16 protein-coding genes are annotated in these 18481 nt (G+C 55.0%); all 16 read right to left on the bottom strand.

The genetic code is table 11. The features are described 5' to 3' along the window. Nucleotides 1-10: 10 nt before the first annotated feature. Entirely contained in the window at nt 11-550 is a 540-nt protein-coding gene (gene hpt / locus NYE48_RS00280; protein WP_212952158.1) for a hypoxanthine phosphoribosyltransferase, read from the bottom strand. A gap of 47 nt (nt 551-597) precedes the next feature. Further along, entirely contained in the window at nt 598-2049 is a 1452-nt protein-coding gene (tilS, locus tag NYE48_RS00275) for a tRNA lysidine(34) synthetase TilS (RefSeq protein WP_340996160.1), read from the bottom strand. 43 nt (nt 2050-2092) lie between these two features. Beyond that, nucleotides 2093-3040 (bottom strand): serine/threonine protein kinase, encoded by a 948-nt coding sequence (locus tag NYE48_RS00270; RefSeq protein WP_340996158.1) that lies wholly within the window; start codon nt 3038-3040, stop codon nt 2093-2095. Then, complete coding sequence (locus tag NYE48_RS00265; RefSeq protein ID WP_212952156.1) at nt 3024-3764, bottom strand: vWA domain-containing protein; 741 nt, start codon at nt 3762-3764, stop codon at nt 3024-3026. Before NYE48_RS00265 ends, NYE48_RS00270 begins: the two co-directional genes overlap by 17 nt. Before the next feature lie 112 nt (nt 3765-3876). After that, complete coding sequence (spoIIE, locus tag NYE48_RS00260) at nt 3877-6306, bottom strand: stage II sporulation protein E (protein WP_373316251.1); 2430 nt, start codon at nt 6304-6306, stop codon at nt 3877-3879. Nucleotides 6307-6802: 496 nt separating this feature from the next. Then, the gene (locus NYE48_RS00255) at nt 6803-7288 is read right to left on the bottom strand and encodes a S1 domain-containing RNA-binding protein (RefSeq protein WP_340996152.1); all 486 of its coding nucleotides are present in this window, start codon (nt 7286-7288) and stop codon (nt 6803-6805) included. A gap of 126 nt (nt 7289-7414) precedes the next feature. After that, nucleotides 7415-7777: an FtsB family cell division protein gene (locus NYE48_RS00250; RefSeq protein ID WP_036712756.1), complete on the bottom strand. Its 363-nt coding sequence runs from the start codon at nt 7775-7777 to the stop codon at nt 7415-7417. A gap of 57 nt (nt 7778-7834) precedes the next feature. After that, nucleotides 7835-8416, bottom strand: a complete 582-nt coding sequence (yabQ, locus tag NYE48_RS00245) for a spore cortex biosynthesis protein YabQ (protein WP_212952154.1) — start codon at nt 8414-8416, stop codon at nt 7835-7837. Then, nucleotides 8413-8694, bottom strand: coding sequence for a sporulation protein YabP (yabP, locus tag NYE48_RS00240; protein WP_036712753.1), 282 nt, complete (start codon nt 8692-8694; stop codon nt 8413-8415). Before yabP ends, yabQ begins: the two co-directional genes overlap by 4 nt. 167 nt (nt 8695-8861) lie before the next feature. Next, a complete protein-coding gene (locus NYE48_RS00235) occupies nt 8862-9140 on the bottom strand; it encodes an RNA-binding S4 domain-containing protein (RefSeq protein ID WP_036712748.1) in 279 nt (92 codons plus the stop codon). Nucleotide 9141: 1 nt separating this feature from the next. Further along, nucleotides 9142-9414 carry an HU family DNA-binding protein gene (locus tag NYE48_RS00230; RefSeq protein ID WP_036712746.1) on the bottom strand — a complete coding sequence of 91 codons (273 nt, stop codon included), beginning with the start codon at nt 9412-9414 and terminating at the stop codon, nt 9142-9144. A gap of 279 nt (nt 9415-9693) precedes the next feature. Continuing rightward, nucleotides 9694-11184, bottom strand: coding sequence for a nucleoside triphosphate pyrophosphohydrolase (gene mazG, locus NYE48_RS00225; protein WP_036712744.1), 1491 nt, complete (start codon nt 11182-11184; stop codon nt 9694-9696). Between the two features lie 105 nt (nt 11185-11289). Beyond that, entirely contained in the window at nt 11290-12936 is a 1647-nt protein-coding gene (locus NYE48_RS00220) for a putative polysaccharide biosynthesis protein (protein ID WP_341000580.1), read from the bottom strand. 143 nt (nt 12937-13079) lie between these two features. Next, nucleotides 13080-13622 (bottom strand): stage V sporulation protein T, encoded by a 543-nt coding sequence (gene spoVT / locus NYE48_RS00215; protein WP_036712796.1) that lies wholly within the window; start codon nt 13620-13622, stop codon nt 13080-13082. A 234-nt stretch (nt 13623-13856) separates the two neighbouring features. Further along, a complete protein-coding gene (locus NYE48_RS00210; protein WP_340996148.1) occupies nt 13857-14957 on the bottom strand; it encodes a peptidylprolyl isomerase in 1101 nt (366 codons plus the stop codon). Continuing rightward, on the bottom strand, nt 14944-18468 hold the full coding sequence (gene mfd / locus NYE48_RS00205; RefSeq protein WP_212952151.1) for a transcription-repair coupling factor: 3525 nt from the start codon (nt 18466-18468) through the stop codon (nt 14944-14946). Before mfd ends, NYE48_RS00210 begins: the two co-directional genes overlap by 14 nt. Nucleotides 18469-18481 lie beyond the last annotated feature (13 nt).

Below are 18481 nucleotides of genomic sequence, written 5' to 3'. Positions count from 1 at the left end.
AGTATCACCATTAGTGGGAATAAACTTCCGGTTTCAAGATCCCGATGTAGGGCAGGTTCCGGTAACGTTCGGCGTAATCCAAACCGTATCCGACAACAAAGGCGTCTGGCAAGGAGAAGCCTGTATAATCTGCTTCCAGATCAACGGTACGGCGAGCCGGTTTGTCAAACAACGTGACGACGCACGTCGACTTGGCGTTGCGGCTCTTCAGAAGCTCGATCAGATGGCTGAGCGTGAGACCGCTGTCGATAATATCTTCGACGATCAGGACGTCGCGTCCTTCAACCGGCACATCCAAATCTTTGATGATTTTGACGACTCCCGACGATTTCGTGGACACGCCGTAACTGGACACGGCCATGAAATCGAGCTCGAGAGGTACTGTCATATTTTTAACCAAATCGGCCATGAAAATAAACGCGCCTTTGAGTACGCAAATGACCAAAGGATTGCGTCCTTCATAAACCTTGCTGAGCTGTGCTCCAAGTTCCTTGATTTTCTTCTGGATTTCCTCTTCGGTGATCAGAACTTCTTGAATATCGTTTTGCAACTGAGCGAACCTCCTACGTTTATACTATGAAAGTCTTACTATGACCATTACAGTTGCTCCACTGCCTCTGCATCCTCCAGACACATATGAAGAACGGATATCGTTCGTGCCCCGACCGCGGCATGCGCGGACCGCCGGACTCCCGGTATCCAGATGATGTTGCCTGAACCATCGACTAACACAGGAATGCGGGAGCGAGCGGATGGAGGTATCTTCGCGTCAATGAAAATATCTTTTACCTTTTTGCTTCCGTTTAATCCCATGACCTTCATGGTATCTCCAGGCAGTCTTGAGCGGAGTGTTAATGGAAACTTCAATTGGTCGGCATCGAACACTGCTTCGGCGCAAGCCTCGCCCTTGGCCTGAAAAAAAGGGTCATCCGGCGACTGCGCCTTCATCGTCATCCTCTTGCCAATTTCAGGAATAAAAAGTTCCGGAACAGCAGCTTGAAGCTCGTATGTATAGCTCTTGGACTGCTCTTGCGGCTTGTGCATAAACCATATCTTATCGTATTCGCGTATGCAGGCCAAGCCTCCTCCAATGTCAAGGCTCCAGGTCGTGCTTTTATTCTGAATCATGGTTTGGCGAATCCATTCGATTTTGTGGAAATCAGTGATTTCGGAGCCTGCCGACAGATAATTTAATATTAGTTTAATCAACCTTCGTTGTAAAGCGACATGTAAGGCCAAAAAGGAAGGCGCTTCAAAATAGAGCCTTCCATTCTTATGCTGCACCGTCTCGCGATATGCACGACCGGCAGCCCGCTCCATGAAATCGTCTTCCCCGCCCGCGATCTCGGCAAGCTGAACCAGCGATTGCCTGATCTGACCATTATATTGCCCCAAAAACGGCAGCACATCCAGCCGGATCGCATTTCGCCGGTACTTGGTGGAGAAGTTGGAGCTGTCGACCGCGTACTCGTAACCTTGCTGCTTACATACGCTGACGAGGTCCGTTTTGTATATACGCAAAAAAGGACGGATGAGTTCCACATTTTTTTCGCTTCTTTTTATTTTCATGCCTTTGAGCCCCGCAAGCCCGCTCCCCCGGAGCAGATGCAGCAGCACCGTCTCGGCCTGGTCGTCGGCGTGATGCGCCAGCGCAATGGATGCCGCGCCCCGGCGGACGGCGGTTTCATGCAAAAAGGCATACCTTTTTTCGCGCGCCGCCTCTTCGAATCCCTTCCCGCTTTCTTCCATATAAGAAGGAACATCGATTCTCGCCAGCTCGAACGGGACGCCCAAGCCTTCGGCCAATCGGCGGACAAGCTTCTCTTCGTCGTCGGATTCGGCCCGGAGCCCGTGATGGACATGCGCGCAAATCAGATTAAGCGGGACATGCAGCTTCGAAATTCGGTGCAGGACATGCAAAAGAGCCACAGAGTCCGGCCCGCCGGATACTGCGACTATGATCGTGTCATGGGGCTGCCATAATCCATGCTCGCCGGCCGTACGGAGAACATGTTCCGTCAACGTATTCAAATCGGTCCTGCTTTCCATTCCGAATCCCCTTTTCTACAGCAAGCCTTATGTAAAAAAAGCCTCAGGACAAAAATGCCCATAAACAGGCCAAACACGCCACCATTAAGGATAGAGCGAATGCATTGATCAGCCAGCGCGGGGTCTTACCCGGCAACTTGCCCGCAAAGGCGGGCGCATATATCGTCTCCTTCCACAGCTTCAGCGCTTCGCGCGAACCGGAGAATTCCCCCCGGATCGCCCGTCCCAGCCATTCGGCGTACACTTTCAGCTTCGGGCTCCGCTGCACGATCGACAACAGCTGAGCCGCGCTTCGGGTTTGCGGCAAATGCCGGGTGGCTGCGGCTTTGAGCTCCTCTTCGTTCAACATCTGAATCACCAACACCGCAAAGGCAAACAAGTCGTAACCCTCGTCGCTCGTCCGCGAGCCGGCATTCCAGTATCCCCGGTCGTACCACTCCGTGAACTGCTTGACGCTCCTTCCGATGGAGCTTACGCCGCCGTAATCGATCAGTTCCACGCGGCCGACATCGGACACCATGACGTTCTCCGGCTTTAAATCCCCGAAAATGAAGCCGAAGCGGTGCAGCCCGTTGAGCTTTTCGAGCAGGCGGAGCCCGGTTAGGCCGATCCACTCGTGACCGCGTTTGCGGATGAAATGATGCAAAGAGGTCCCCCGGATATAACGCATGACGTAAAACGGAATATCCCCGTCCGGGCCCTTAAAATCGTCCACTTCGAGCAAATAGGGCATGCGCGGGCCGCCTTTCGGCGATTCCGACGCTTTGCGTTTCGACTGCAGGGACATCAGCACGTTGATCTCGGATTGCAGGTCCAGCGTGTCGAAGCCCATTTTGAGGGCATACGGATCGCGGGAGCCTTCCTTTTGCACCAGGTAAACGACCCCATTGGCCCCTTTTCCCAGCACGCGGCGGACGATAAAGCGGCTTTTGCGCCATTTCCCCGTTATGACCGTTCCGGCCGGATACGCCGGATTAGACGACGTAGTCACCGAGCATCCCTTCTCCTTCATCGGCATGTTCTCGCCATGTATCGTGTCCATTTAGTGTACCATAACGGAAGAAATCAATCACCTTCATGATCGCGGGCCCCGTCGGGGTCGCCCCCCTCATCTGAATGCGCTGGAAAAGGGATCTCAACGCCCCCGCATCTTTCGTCCAGCCGCTGTCCATCACCGCATCCTCGCCGCTCCGTCGTCCCGGGAAGTGGAATACCGCAAGTTCGCTCATTCCTTCGCGCGCCTGAAGGCTCAGCATCAGATCCCGGATGGCATCCTCGACCGCCCCGAGCTTGGGTTTCATGCTGGCGCTGGCATCAATCAATAATGCCACTTGGAGCGGCGTCGTTTCCGTCATCTCGTCGACCACCTGAACGACCTGCGAGCGCTGCGACGGCGGCAGATCCTCAAGCGTCGCATCCCCCAGAATGTGCTTGAGCTCCTTGTTCACCGCTTGCTGAATAGTCTGAACCACCGTTTTGCGAGTCATCATCTGCATCGTCTGGGCAAGCTGCCTCGTGCCTACGATCCGGCTGACACCTCCTCCCGCTTTGGCAATTTCGGCAATCTCCAAGCTTCCAAGCTCGCCAATCGTACCGTAATCCACCACCCCCGCAACGTTCACCGTAATTCCTTCCTGGAAAGCATGGGCTGCCGCCAGCACCGGGCTTGTTCCTACATTCGAGCATCCGTCCGTTATCAAAAGAATCTGTTTCACGATCGATCTTCCTCCCAAAAATGGATTCTATTTGCCTCTAGCATTTCCATTTTTGAGAGATTTCAAACGCTAAAAACTCCCCCTTTCCCATTTCCCGGGCAATGCGGACGCTTTAGCTCACCGTGCGCGGCCGCTCCATCCGCGCAAGCCCCGGCACGTGCAGCGTTGCCCACTCCGGCTGGTAATGCTCCACTTTGCCCACGACGACGGTCATGTCGTCATGAATGACGTTTTGCTGGTACCGGATCACTTTTTCGAGCAAAATGTCCGCGATTTGCTGCGGATCCTCGCTGTCGATCTCCTGGATCATCCGTTTCATCCACAGCTCCTTGTTCACCGCATGCCCCGGCGCATCGTAAATGCCGTCCGTCATCATGATGACGATGTCCCCCGCCTGCAATTTTAAAGTGACCAGGTCTACCTCGATATCCTGAATGATGCCGATCGGCAGGTTGCTGGCGGATACCGGTATGACCTCGAGCCCGCGCTTGATAAAGCTTGGCGTCGACGCAATTTTCATGAAGGTCGTCTCGGCGGAATATTGGTCGATGAGGGCCATGTCGACGGTCGCGTACACTTCATCCGGCGAACGAAGCATCAAAATCGAGTTGACGGATTTGATCGCCAGCTTCTCGTCCATTCCGCTTTGCAGAAGCTGCTGCAAAATCGACAGGGCGGTGCTGCTTTCCTGCTTGGCCCGTTCGCCGTTGCCCATCCCGTCGCTGAGCGCGACCGCAAACGTGCCGTTGCCGAGCTCCATCATGCTGAAGCTGTCTCCCGACAGCAAATCCCCGCCTTTGGCCGCCCCGGCCACTCCCGTCGTAATCTCGAACGTTTTGGCCGAACCGAACAGCACCGTGGCGAGCCCGTCTTTGGGCGACACCGACGATTCGTGCAGCACCGCGATGTGCTCGTCCAAAATGTCCGACAGCAGCGGCGCGATAATTTTGCGGCATTCATCGTAACCGCGCGTAAACGCATGCACGATTTCGATCTCCACATGCCCGGAGTCCAGGCTGATGATTTCGATGCCCTGAATGGAAAGCCCCAGCTGCTCGAGCGCCTCGCGAATTTGCTCCTCCTGCCGGTACATGGCTTGTCCTTCCCGCTGAATTTCGCGCGCGAGATCCTCCATCACCTGGGACACGCCGGACAATTGCTCGGCAACGAGTTGACGGCTGTCGTATATTTGCCGTTTCCACTGCATATCATGCTGGTATAGGCCGTACTGCTGCTTCATCTCCTGAAGCACGTCGCCCGTTTTGCCGCACATGCGCATCCATTCCTTCGGAATATGCTGTTCGGTCATTTCCGGGTTCTCTTCCACGGCGGACATCACGTCCGTCATATATTTATAGGTTTGATAAAATTTCGCGTCCCAGCAGTGGCTTCGCTTGATGCAGGAGGAGCAGACCCCTTCCGCGACCGCGTTCATGAAATGGTCCACCTCGCCCGAACGCTTGCTGATCTCCTCCGTGCCGGCCACCTGCCCGAAGCTTTGGGAGAGCTGCCGGAATACGCGGGAAAATTGGGTGACCCTCTCGGCCGTCAGATCGCGGACCCTTTTCGCATATTCATGCTGGGACTTGCTGTGATCGTTCGTGCCGGGCACATATTTCGATATCATCGAAATCACCGACCTCGGCGTCAGCAAAAACAGCGCAATCGCCGCGCAGGATTCCCAGGTGGAGGTCATGACGTCGCCCGGACCGCTGAAATAAATCGATAAAATGGACGAGCCGAGCAGCATGCCGAGCATGACCGCGCCTTTTTTGCCTTCCCGCAGCATGCCGGCAAGCATGCCCGAAAAAGCGAGCAGGCTCATCTGATAAATGGCGGAGATGTCGGCCAGGCTCAGGATCAAGCCGGTGACGACGCCGACCGAAGCCCCCAGCGGCGCTCCGCCGACCAAAGCGAACACCAGGATCAAATAGCGGGACAGCACATGCTCGACCGACAAGGAATACATCGTCCACCCGACCGCCCCGGTCATGACGGAGGCCAGCAGGATGATGAGGCACAATATTTCCTCCGACCGCAGCTGATAATTCTTTTTTCGGTATGTGAATATCGGAATCGCCTGAATGAATACGAGGGTGAGCACGAAGCTGAGGACCGCATCCAGCGAGCTCATCATAAAGGCGTACCAAGTGAAAGACGAGCCCATGACGATCGCAAACAATTTGACGACGAACGAAGAAACGAACACCATGAGAGGCGCGTAAGACACTTCGGCATGGTCGAAGGCGTTCAGGCCCCGATGGATCAAATAAAAGATCAGCAGTTCAGCAGCAATCATTAGCGATGCCGGGAAAGGAGCAAAGAGGCTGCCTGCAACAAGCGCCACGCTAACCGGAAGCAAATAATCGCGGCGCAAGAACAAAATGACGGCGAAATAAGCGATTGCAAATGGCGATAGCTCGTCCAGAATCATGGCTTTGCCCAGCAAAAACGCCATCAGCGTCAGCAAGATCATCCACTTTTTGGCTGCCAGCAGCTGAAGCGGACGCTGCACCGCAGGCATATTCCGCATGCGGCCCATCAAGCCGTTGCCTTCCAGGGAAGCCTCTTTCCGCAGCGTTTTGAAACCGGGTATGTTCACGTTCAACTTTTCCATGTACTTAAGCACCACCATTTCCTAGATTTGATGGTACCCATTATAAAAGCCCTCGAACATGAAAGTTTGTCATAACAGCGGACAAGCCGAAAAGAAATTTCCGACAAAAAGAAACGCCGCGCGAAACGTCGGGAATGGCCCGCGATTTCCCTCGCCCCAACCGTTTGCGGCCGTTCGGAACCCGCCCGGATGACGACGGCCCGCGGAGCCGTCGCCAATATTCCGCTATCGATTGCTATAGACAGAGCCGGAAATCAGTTGGATGCTGTCGTTAACTTTTTTTGGAAGCGACAAAAAAACCGCGGCAGGCTCGAACCTGCTGCGGTTTATTATTTTTCCCGGTATTTCGCAAAGGAAATGAAAGCCGCGTCATTCGCGGTTTCTCATGTATAAAATTTCGCCAAAACAGGCGTTCCGTTAGTTACATGCGTTTTGCGCCGCGTCCTCCGCGCTTGGATTCCGTATGTTTCTTGATCGAAGAAATGCGTTCTTCGCTATCCTTCAGGAAACGTGACATTTTATCCTCAAACGAAGTTTTGCTGGCCGCAGGCTTAAATGGGCGCCCGCCACGTTCACGATTAAAGCCTCCACCGCCGCCAAAACGATCTCCATTTCCGCCGCCGGTGCGCTCCGGTCTTGTTCCTCTTGGAGGACGAGCTTCCGAGGCCGGCTTATCAACAGCTTGTTTGATGGAAAGCCCGATTTTGCCGTCCTTGTCGACATTGATCACCTTAACGGTAACAACATCGTTGATTTTCAGGTGATCGTTGACATCCTTGACGTAATTATCGGCGATTTCCGAGATGTGAACGAGACCCGTGACACCTCCTGACAGATCCACAAATGCTCCAAAATGCGTTATGCCTGTCACCTTGCCTTCTAACTTGGTGCCCACTTCGATTGCCATAGAATAAAATGATCCTCCCTTAAAAATATACAACAAGATTTGAGTCAAACCTTCGCTGTGGTGATTTGATTATACATAAAGCGCAAACTGAGGTCAACTGAGTAATAACCCAGTTCAGCGCCTATATTACGGGCCTGTTTCCTCGGCATGGATGGGCGTTTCTCCGGGTTTGTACATTCCGAAGTTCTTGCGCGCGAGCTGCCCGATGTACTCCGGATCGTTCAGCCTTTTGACATCGGTCATCAGCTGCTCCTTGGTCTTCTCCACGCTTAATTGTTCCTGCTTTTTCTTCGCAAGATCGGCACTCTTGTCCGCAATTTGCGATTGCTGGGAAATCATGGTGAAGCATGCCCATCCCAAAAACACGACCATAAAAGAAGCCCAGATCAATATCCGCCTCCGCGCGCCGGCGTTCTGGACGGTCCCTGCTTCCTGTTTCGATTTGGCCGTTTGCGTGCGAGCTTGTTCCCTGGCAGCATATTTTCCCATGGGCTCCTCCTTTGCATGCGTATTAGCATATATTTCTATATACGTTCGTCATTACCACTATTCCTTCTTCGGAAACCATTTTTTCCATAAAAGAATGAGCCGGTTCAGGAGCTTGTCAAGCCAAACGGGCATCCGCAGGCGCGACGTGATCGGCCTGAGCATCCATTTCGCCAGCTTCCAGAACGGCAGCAGCAGCTTCAGCACGACGCGAAAAACGAACATCGCAAGCGCGCCCAGCATGACGGCCAGTCCCTTCAGCAGCTTCAGCAGCATCCGGATCGGCGCCCATACCAGCAGCCTGAAAAGCCGTTTCAGCACATCGATGATGTAACGCGCTGTCTTTATTAACATTACCACAAAACGCTGAGTTGTAACACTTAAGAATAAAAAATATAGCCATACCCCCAAAAAGAGTCCGACAAACACATAGAACCTGAGCTGCCCGTAGTTGCTTATATAAAGCATTCTGAACACGAATAAAGCGGCGCCGCACCAATAGAGGAGGTCCAGAACATGAAGGGTCCATCTCGGAAAATGCAGCTGGCCCGACAGCACCCGGTAGCTGTCATAGGCCAGTCCCATCGCTGCTCCCGAAAAAAGCATCCAGAGCAGGGTGATCCATTGAATATGCGGACTCATTTAAACAGCTTGCCGAGCATTCCCTTATTTTTGCCGTGGGAACCGGGATCCAGGTAAATGAGGGAATGGACCATGCCTTCAATGGAGAGCAGGCCTTCCTCGAGGCTCAAATTTTTGATATGTAAATTCTGCCCTTTAATGGTCAGGTGCCCAAGTTCGGTGTGCAGCAGAAATTCTTCGCTGTCGAAGCTCTCCACGTTATGGACTCCCGTCAAATTCAACTGCTTGCGGTTCAGCATATGCAGCTCATGCTGTTTGTTTTTGGCTGGCTCGATCATGGCATGTACCCCTCCTTCTTACCAATAGCTTATGGGAGGGGAATGCGGTTTAGAACCAAGGGTGCGTTCATACGGTTTCGTTTCGTTGGTTTGGCAAAAAGCAAGGCACCCCCCGGCTCGGAAACCGGAGGGTGCCTTTTTATATACGACTATGAAAGTGCTTCGGATTACCAATTCAAACCGTTGTCTTTTGCGATCGGTTCTTCCTTGACCAAGGAGTACAGGCTTGCGGCCTCATCCTTGCGGGTGCTCTCGGCGAGGCGTTCCACCTTCACGGTGACCAGCTTCTGTCCGAACTGCACGGTGATTTCGTCGCCGATCTTCACTGTGCTGCTGGGCTTGGCTTCCCTGCCGTTGATGAGCACCCGACCTTGATCCGAGACATCCTTGGCCACGGTACGCCGTTTGATCAGCCTGGACACCTTCAGGAATTTGTCGACGCGCATCTTATTTTACGGCTTCTTTAAGCTTGTTGCCCGCTTTGAATGCAGGAACGTTAGCTTCAGGAATTTCGATGGTTTTGCCGGTTTGAGGGTTGCGGCCGGTACGTCCGGAACGCTTGCGGGTTTCGAATGTGCCGAAACCGATCAGCTGCACTTTGTCGCCGCTTGCCAAAGCTTCGGTGATTTCGCCCAAGAAGCCGTTCAGAACGGACTCAACGTCTTTTTTGGTCAAGCCGCTTTTAGTCGAAATGTTGTTGATCAGGTCAGTCTTGTTCATAAATTATTATCCTCCCAATATACAAAAAAATAAGTATAGGTGCGTCCAAGGTGCATATGCATGCGACCCTGGGGACGCCGTCTTCATGTTAGGATTTTCGCGAAATCCTTCATGCGTATGATTATTCTTGGTGCCCTGCCAAAATTCCTGCCTGGTTCCGCCAAAAATTTAGATGAATGAGGAAATCCCTGTAAAAAAACGTCGATCGGCGTACCTTCCTCAGGTTCATGTTCGCTTTTGCGGAACCCTCGCAGACCTTTTAAGCTGATCGAATCCTTATCATACCTGATTTTTCGCCTGTTGCCAAATGGCGTCCATTTCTTCGAGGGAGCTTTCCTGAATCGTTTTCCCTTGGGCTCTCAGCTGCTCCTCGATAAAACGGAACCGGCGGACGAATTTGCGGTTCGTTCTCGACAACGCCTCTTCCGGGTCCGCGCCCAGGAACCGGGCGGCGTTGGCCGCGGCAAAAAGCAGGTCTCCCAGCTCGCCGATTTGCTCCTCGGGCGCGTATCCCTTTTCGACGGCTTCGCGCAGCTCGGCCAGCTCCTCCTCGATCTTGAGGAACACGTCGCCGATCCGTTCCCAATCGAAACCGACCTTGGATGCTTTCTTCTGAAGCTTGTACGCCTTCATAAGCGCGGGCAGGTCCTTCGGAATGCCGTCCAGGACGGATGACTCCTCCGGATTCTGTCCTTTGCGCCGCTTTTCTTCGGCTTTCATCTGCTCCCAATTTTGGAGCGCTTCCTCGGCATCCTCCGCCCGCGTTTTGCCGAACACATGCGGATGGCGGAAAATCAGCTTGTCGTTCAAGCCCTGGATGACGTCGAACACGCTGAAGGTACCGAGTTCCTCCTCCATTTGCGAATGCAGCATCACCTGCAGCAGCAAATCGCCCAGCTCTTCCTGCATATGCTCGGGATCATCCTCGTCGATCGTTTCCAAAACCTCGTATGTTTCCTCAATGAGGTTCTTCCGGATCGACTCATGCGTCTGTTCCCGGTCCCAAGGACAGCCTTCGGGGCTGCGAAGTATGCCGACGATTTCGTGCAGCCGCGCGAACGTGCGCTGGCGCAGCATGTCGTCATCGCTCCGCGGCACGTAAACCAGCGACAAATTGCCGTATCCCTCCACGCGGTCCAGCTCGTACAGAGGAACGCGCAAAATCTTCTCCTGACCCTCCACGCCAAGCGCATGACCGACGATGACCGTGTAGTCGTCCGGATACAGCTCCATCAGCGCCAGCTTCACGTCCGACGCCGTAAATGCGTCGTACACTTGCCCGATGACCGTATGCAGCTGCGGCTGCAGAAAGCTTGCATTCAGCCCGCTGGCATCAAGCAATTGAAAGCCTTCGATCGGGTCGAAGCCCAGGCGGACGAACGCTTCGTCCAGAAAAGACTCCCCGCCGAGGATGGCCAGTTCGATGCCTTCGCTTCCGCAGCGCTCGCGGAGCATCTGCACGGTGGACTCCGCCACCATCGGATGTCCCGGCACGGCATAGACGATCACCGCGCCGTCCGCGCCTGCCGCCGCCTTTTCGATCAATGCGTCGGCGATCGAAGCATAAACCTCTGGAAACGAATCCTTCGCTTCATAGATGTAATCGAACGACCGGACCGTAACCTGCAAATCGTCCAAAACCGACATCATCGGATGTTCCTTCGTCCGGACGTAGACCTCGGACGCCTGCTGCAATTGTTTCACGATGCCGACCGTCAGGCGGTCCGGATTGCCCGAACCCAGGCCGACGATGGTTATGGATGCACCCATCCTTCATCCCCCCGCTCTATTTACCATTCTTCCGGTATTTGGTAGCAGCTATACTATATCATGGCTTTCTCATAGAAAAAAATCATCGGCCCCGCGGCATTCGGGTTACGCCAACAGCCGAAGCCTCCGCAGCAGGTCGGCGAGCGGAGCGCCGACCTTGGGCACCATGCGCAGCTCCTGCTCGCTGAGCAGGCGGGTTCGGACGGCGCCGAGCAGGAACACGGCGCCCCCGGCCGCGGCCCCGGCAAGGCTGGCCGCGGCGGACGCCAGGCGGGCGTGCAGCCCGAGCGCGGACAGCAAAGCGTCCGCGGCGAGCATGGCGGCGCCCGCCGCAAGCGCCATGCCGGCGAGCACGGCTGCCGGCATGGCAAGGGCCCGGCCTGCGCCGATCCGCAGGCCGGCCGTGCGGGCAAGCAGCGCGATGTTCAGCGCTGCGGCCAGGAAATGCGCGGCGACGCTGGCGATGGCCGCGCCGGTAATCCCCAGCTGCGGAACCAGCAGCAGGTTCAGCAGCGCCTTCGCCGCCGCCGCGGCCAGCAGATGCAGCGCCGGCGCTTTGACGATGCCCAGCCCCTGAAGCAGGGCGGCGGAGATGATGCTCAGCGCGCTGCCCGCCGCGGTAAAGGCGATCCAGCGGATGACGCCCGTGCCCGTCCCGTCCTCGTACAGCGCGATATTGATCGGCTCGGCCAGCACGGCGATCCCGATCGACGCCGCCATGCCGATCAGCCAAAACCAGCGCAGCGACAAGCGGCACCGCTCGGCGATCAGCTTCTTGTCCCCCGTCGCCTTTGCTTCGGCCAGCGCGGGGATAAACAACACCGACAGCGAGGTGGCCAGCATCGTGACGAGCTGCACCACCGGCATGCCGCGGTTGTAAATGCCGAACTGCACCATCGCCCCCGCTTCGCCCGCTCCGCCGCTTTTCAGCAGCCGCGGCATGGTAAAGGTGTCCGCCAGATTGACCAGCGAAATCGCCAGCGCGCCGAGGCAGATTGGAATGGCATATTTCAGCATGTCCCGCAATAAACGGCCTCCGGATTGCCGGGGCTGCTCCTTGCCGGCTTCATCCCCGTCCCTGGTCCCTGCCGAAACTTTCCCTCGGCGCGCATACCCCCTCCAGTATCCGCCCATGACAACAAGACCGGCAAGCCCGCCGGCCGCCGAACCCAGAAGCGCCCCGGCGGCGATCGTCTCCGCCGACGCCCCCGCCGATGTCAGGTATACGAGCAAAATGATCATGACGGCGACGCGTACGCCCTGCTCCGCAATTTGCGACACCGCGGTCGGCATCATGTTCTGATAGCCTTGAAAAAAACCGCGCAGCCCCGTCATCAGCGGAACGAACAGCAACGCGAAGGACGAGGCCCGAAGAGCCGGGACGACGCTTGCGTTGCCGATCATCCAGCCAATAAGCGGCGCCCCGAAATAAACGGCCGCCCCGAACAATAGGCCCGACACGATCAACGCTCCGGAGGCGATGCGGATCACCCGCAGGCTCCGGGACCGTCCGCCCAGCGCCGCATCCTCCGCGACGAATTTGGCGACCGCCGACGGAAACCCGGCCAATGCCACCGTGATGATCAACGTATATAACGGATAAACGGTATTGTATATGCCAAAAACCGCGTCCCCGCCCATGTTTTGCAGCGGGATTTTTTGCAGCGTTCCGATCAGCTTCGACAGCACCATGGCGATGCCGAGCACGAATGCTCCCTGCAATATTTTGGAGGATGTCCCCGGTTCCTTCATGCCTCTCGTCCCTACTTCTCCCAAGTTTTATACCCTTAAACGGATTACATCTTTCCATTATACCTGGGAAAACGGAAACATAAAAACTCCCGCCTTTCCAGGTAGCGCCGCCAGCGCGGCCCTGAAGCGGGAGTTTGCCTGTTTTACTGCTCCATTTGTTTGCCGAGAAACGCAGCCGCGGTTTCGGCCATTTTGATTTCCAGCTGTGACATTTTCACGGAGTCGTCCTTGCTGAGAAGAATGACCGATCCGATCGGGTCGCCGCCCGAAATGATCGGCGCCGCCACGAAAGAAGACAGCGTCTCCTGATGATCCTTGGTGATTTCGTAGCTGCCGCCGCCGGTTTCCAGCAGCGTTTTGCGATTATCCATGCAGTTTTCGATCGGAGTGCCGATCGGCTTCTCCAGATACTCCTTCTTGGAGCCGCCCGCTACCGCAATATAGGTATCCCGGTCAGAAATGATGGTTATATGTCCCGTGCCTTCGTAAAGGGATTCGGCATATTCCTTGGCAAAGTCGCCAAGTTCTCCGATCGGGGAATATTTCTTCAAAATCACTTCACCATCGCGGTCTACAAAAATTTCAAGCGGATCTCCTTCGCGGATTCGCAGTGTGCGTCTGATTTCTTTAGGGATGACCACTCTGCCCAGGTCATCAATACGGCGGACTATTCCAGTAGCTTTCATTAACATGTTGCCCCGCTTTCTCGAGAAGATTTTTCAACTACTGTTCGGATGGGAAGATGTGTGTCCCAGTAATATAAGTGTGATATCTGACCATAGTATTCATCCTTTCCCAAATCCTTATACATGATCTTGGAATGAATAGTTGCGGTCCGATACAGATTGTACCTTTTATGGATACCCGTTTTTGCCCACGCAAAAACGCGGATTTCTCCGCGTTTTGAAGTCAAGCTTGTATCATTTCGCGCCGGCGCCCGCAGGCTGTTCGGCATTTGGCTGCGCCGGGCTGCCGGTCTTGCCGTCCGACCCGGCCTTCCCGCTTTGCGCGCCGCCCTGCGGCTGCTGGTCTTCCGTTTTCGGCAGGTCGATTTTCTGAATGATGTCCTTGAGCTGGTTTTGGATGAAGTTGTCGATCTTCGCCGCGCCCAGGTTGTATTTGATGATTTCCTTCTGTTCCTTGGTCAGCTGATCGAACGTCGTCTCCTTCCGGGAGTCCACCTTAACGATATGATAACCAAGCGTCGTTTCGAACGGGTCGCTGATTTTGCCCAGCGGCAGCGTCAGCACCTGCTCCTTGAATCCGTTAATGTTATATTGGCCGACGGTAAAGTTCTCGTACAAACCGCCGCTTTCCTTGGTCGCCGAATCGTCGGAGTATTTTTTGGCGATGTCCGCGAAGTCTGCTCCCTGATCCAGCTGGGACTTGACGTCCTTGGCGATTTTGAGGGCCTCTTCCTTGGTGCGCTCCTTTTTGTCGCCGTATTGCAGCCCGATCAGGATGTGATGCAGGGTCGCTACCGTATACTCCTGCTTGTTCGCCTCGAATTTATTTTTGACCTCGTCTTCCGTCACTTTGCTGTTCATGTCGGTCATGGCCGTCATCGTTTTGACGAGATAATTCCGGAGGTCCTCCTCCTTCAATTGCCGGCTCTCCAGTTCCTTTTTGAACTGTTCTTCGCCCATCTTCTCTTTATTTTGCCCGATCAGCTGGTCGGCTTGCTTTTCCCCTTCTTTTTTCGAGGATTCCGCCGCCTTGCTGCTCAAATAATCGAAAGCGATCATCTGCTTGACCAAAAAATCCTGAAAATAGCTGAGATTGACCAGCTGCGCATCATCCGGGGACGTAAAAGAGATGATTTTTTTCTGGGTCTCAAGCTCTTTTTCCGTGATGCTTCCCCCTTTATAGGTTGCCACCACTTTGCTCGTGTCTTTCGGTTCGGCAGCATCCTGCTGCTCATCCGCCCCGCTTTTTTCGCAGGCAGCCAGTACGGAAAGCATCATGGCCGAGACCACCGTCAAGATGATTCCCTTCCATGCCTTCCTTCTATTGAACGACATCCTGAAGTTCCTCCTTCGATTTGAACAGCTCCCGAATGGCCGCCAAAAAATCCTCCAGCAAACCAAGCAGCTGCTTGTCACCCAGTCCCTTGCCCTTGATGCGGATCAATAAATGAGACTCCTGCTCAAATTGTACACGTCTTTCGAACTTATTGCCAATCTGGGCAAGTTTGGAGGTGCTGATTTTTTTCTCCTGGCCTTCGTAAAACTTCAGCAGCAAATCGTCGCCGCGGCGGTTGATCGAGTCGATGCCGTACATTTTGCCGTAAATCTTCAGGCGGGCCACCGCAAGCAGGTTGACCACCGCTTCAGGCAGCTCTCCGAACCGGTCGAGCAATTCGTCCTCCAGCTCTTTTTCGTCGTTGAACGTGCCGACGGCCGCAACCTTTTTGTAGATTTCGATTTTTTGGATGCTGTCATAGATGTAGTCGGCAGGCAAATAAGCATCGATGCCGATGTCGATGACGGTATTCCATGATTTGGACGGCTCTTCTTTTTCGCCGAGCATGGTGACTTTCCGCTTCTTGATCTCTTCGGCCAGCATTTGCGAATACAGGTCGAAGCCGACGGAAGCGATAAAGCCGTGCTGCTCCGCCCCGAGCAGGTTCCCTGCGCCGCGGATGGACAAATCGCGCATGGCGATTTTGAAGCCGGAACCAAGCTCCGTGAATTCCTTGATCGATTGCAGCCGTTTCTCCGCAACCTCCGTCAGCACCTTGTCCCGCTGATACGTAAAATAAGCATAGGCGATCCGGTTGGACCGGCCTACGCGGCCGCGCAGCTGGTACAGCTGGGACAAGCCCATTTTGTCCGCGTCGTGCACGATCAGCGTGTTGACGTTCGGAATGTCGACCCCGGTTTCGATGATGCTCGTGCTGACAAGCACGTCGTATTCGCCGTCCAGGAAGTCGAGGATCGTCTTTTCGAGCTCCGATTCGGACATTTGGCCGTGGCCGACGCCGACTCTGGCTTCAGGCACCAGCGCGCTGATCTGGCTCGCCATTTCCTGAATGCCCTGCACCCGGTTGTAGAGATAATAGACCTGGCCCCCGCGGCCAAGCTCCCGTTCGATTGCCTCCCGCACCAGCGTCTGGCTGTGCTCCACCACGTAGGTTTGCACCGGAAAACGGTTCTCCGGCGGCGTCTCGATGACCGACAGATCGCGAACGCCCAGCATCGACATATGCAGCGTGCGTGGAATCGGCGTTGCCGTTAACGTCAGCACGTCCACGTTCGTTTTCAGCTTTTTGAGCTTCTCCTTGTGGGTCACGCCAAAACGCTGCTCCTCGTCGACGATCAACAGTCCAAGGTCCTTGAATACAAGATCCTGGGACAACAGGCGATGCGTGCCGATGACAACGTCGACCGTCCCTTGGCGGACGCCCTTGATCGTCTCGTTCTGCTCCTTCCGGGAACGGAAGCGGCTGAGCACCTGGATGTTGATCGGATATCCCGAAAAACGTTCGCGGAACGTTTCGTAATGCTGCTGCGCCAAAATCGTCGTCGGAACGAGCACCGCTACCTGCTTGCCCTCCATCGCCGCCTTGAAGGCCGCGCGGATCGCCACCTCGGTTTTGCCGTAGCCGACGTCGCCGCAAAGCAGCCGGTCCATCGGGCGGTTTTTTTCCATGTCCTTTTTGATTTCCTCGATGGCCCGCAGCTGGTCGCGCGTTTCGTCGTACGGGAACATTTCCTCGAATTCGCGCTGCTCGGGCGTATCCTTTTCGAACGCGTAACCCGGCGTCGCTTGCCGTTCGGCGTAAAGCTTGATCAGATCATCCGCAATATCCTGCACGGACGAATGGACCTTGCTTTTGACCTTGTTCCACTCGTTGCCGCCCAGCTTGTAGATTTTAGGCTCCTTGTCCTCCGAGCCGACGTACTTTTGAATCAGGTCGATCTGCTCGATCGGCACGGACAGCTTGTCGCCGCCGGCATACAGGATATGCATGTAATCCTTATGGATGCCGTTAATTTCGAGCGTGCCGATGCCCATGTATTTGCCGATCCCGTGGTTTTGGTGGACGACGTAGTCGCCGACCTTCAGCTCGGTATAACTTTTGATGCGTTCGGCATTGTCCATGTTTTTGCCGAGCTTGCGGATTTTGCGCTGCTTTTGCGAGAACATTTCGCCTTCGGTAATGACCGCGAGGTGAATCGAAGGCATCTCGAATCCCGTCTGCAGGTTGCCCTGCATCATGACGGGCTCTTCGATGTTGTAGTCCTGCAGAACGCGGCGCATCCGCTCGAGCCGTTCTTCGCCGCTGGCCAGCATGATGACCTTGACGCCGGATTTATGCCAGCGCTCCATCTCCGATTTGAGCACGTTCATTTGACCATGGAAATCCTGCATGCCGCGGCTGATGAAGTTCAAAATGTTTTGCGGCTGCGTATGCGGCACCTGGCGCAGGAAAATGGACATGAAAATGGTCTGGAAAGGACGATGATAGAGCACGGCCTCGTTTTCGACCGACAGATGCAGCTGCGGCAACGTTTTACCGTTTTGAAGCAAATGCAGGTTCCATTCGGCCTCGTCGCGCTCCAGTTGTCTTGCCGTTTCCAGAAGGCGGGCCGGCTCGTCGAGTATCAATACCGTGTCTTTGGGCATGTAGTCGTACAGCGTCTTGCGCTCCGGATAAAGGAGCGAAATATATTTATAGATTTCGGGAAAATAGACATGCTCGCGCAAAAGCTCCATTTCCCGGTTCATCTCTTCGGTCAGGCGCAGCTTGGCCTGGCGGTCCGTCATTTTGCCGAGCTGCTCCTCCAGCAAATGTCCTGCGGCTTCGGCCGCTTGGACCAACCGCTGCTGATCCGCGATAATCTCTTTGCAAGGGGTAATGGTAACTTCCTTGACTTTGTCGATGGAACGCTGATCTGCCGGGTCGAAGGTGCGGATGGAATCGATATCTTCATCAAACAGCTCGACGCGGTAAGCAAGCTCGGAGGTCATGGGATAAAAATCGATAATGCCGCCGCGCAGGCTCATCTCGCCTTTGCTTTCCACGCGCTCCACGCGTTCGTACCCCATCTCGATCATGCGCAGCATGAATTCGTCGACGTTCAGCGTGCCGCCGTCTTCGATCCGGATTTGGGACTTCCCCATCACTTCGGGAGCAGGCAAAAACCGCCGTACCCCGGAAAAAGGCGCGACGACGACCCCCGTGAATCCCTGCGCGCATTTCATCAACACGTCGATCCGCTGGGCAAGCGTTTCCGGACTGGATACGGCCGATTCGGCGGCGACCAGCTCATTGGCCGGGTACAGCAGAACGTTTTCTGGAGAAAGCGCTTCCTGCAAATCCTCCGCGATTTTTTGCGCCGAAAACATGTTATGGGTCACGATCAACATCGGGCGCTTCACTTCTTCGTACAATGCCGCCAGCATGATTTGCCGCGCGGAGCCGGACAGACCCGATACCAGCTGTTCTTTCATGCCTGCTTTTACGCCGGCGGTGACGGATTGCAAATCCGGATCTTTGGAGAATGCTTCTATAAGTGCTTGTAACAAAAGGGGCACCTCT

It is taken from the genome of Paenibacillus sp. FSL M7-1455, assembly GCF_038004655.1.
In the GTDB taxonomy this organism is placed as follows: domain Bacteria; phylum Bacillota; class Bacilli; order Paenibacillales; family Paenibacillaceae; genus Paenibacillus_AQ; species Paenibacillus_AQ cookii.
This window is presented reverse-complemented; position numbering and strand designations above follow the sequence as displayed.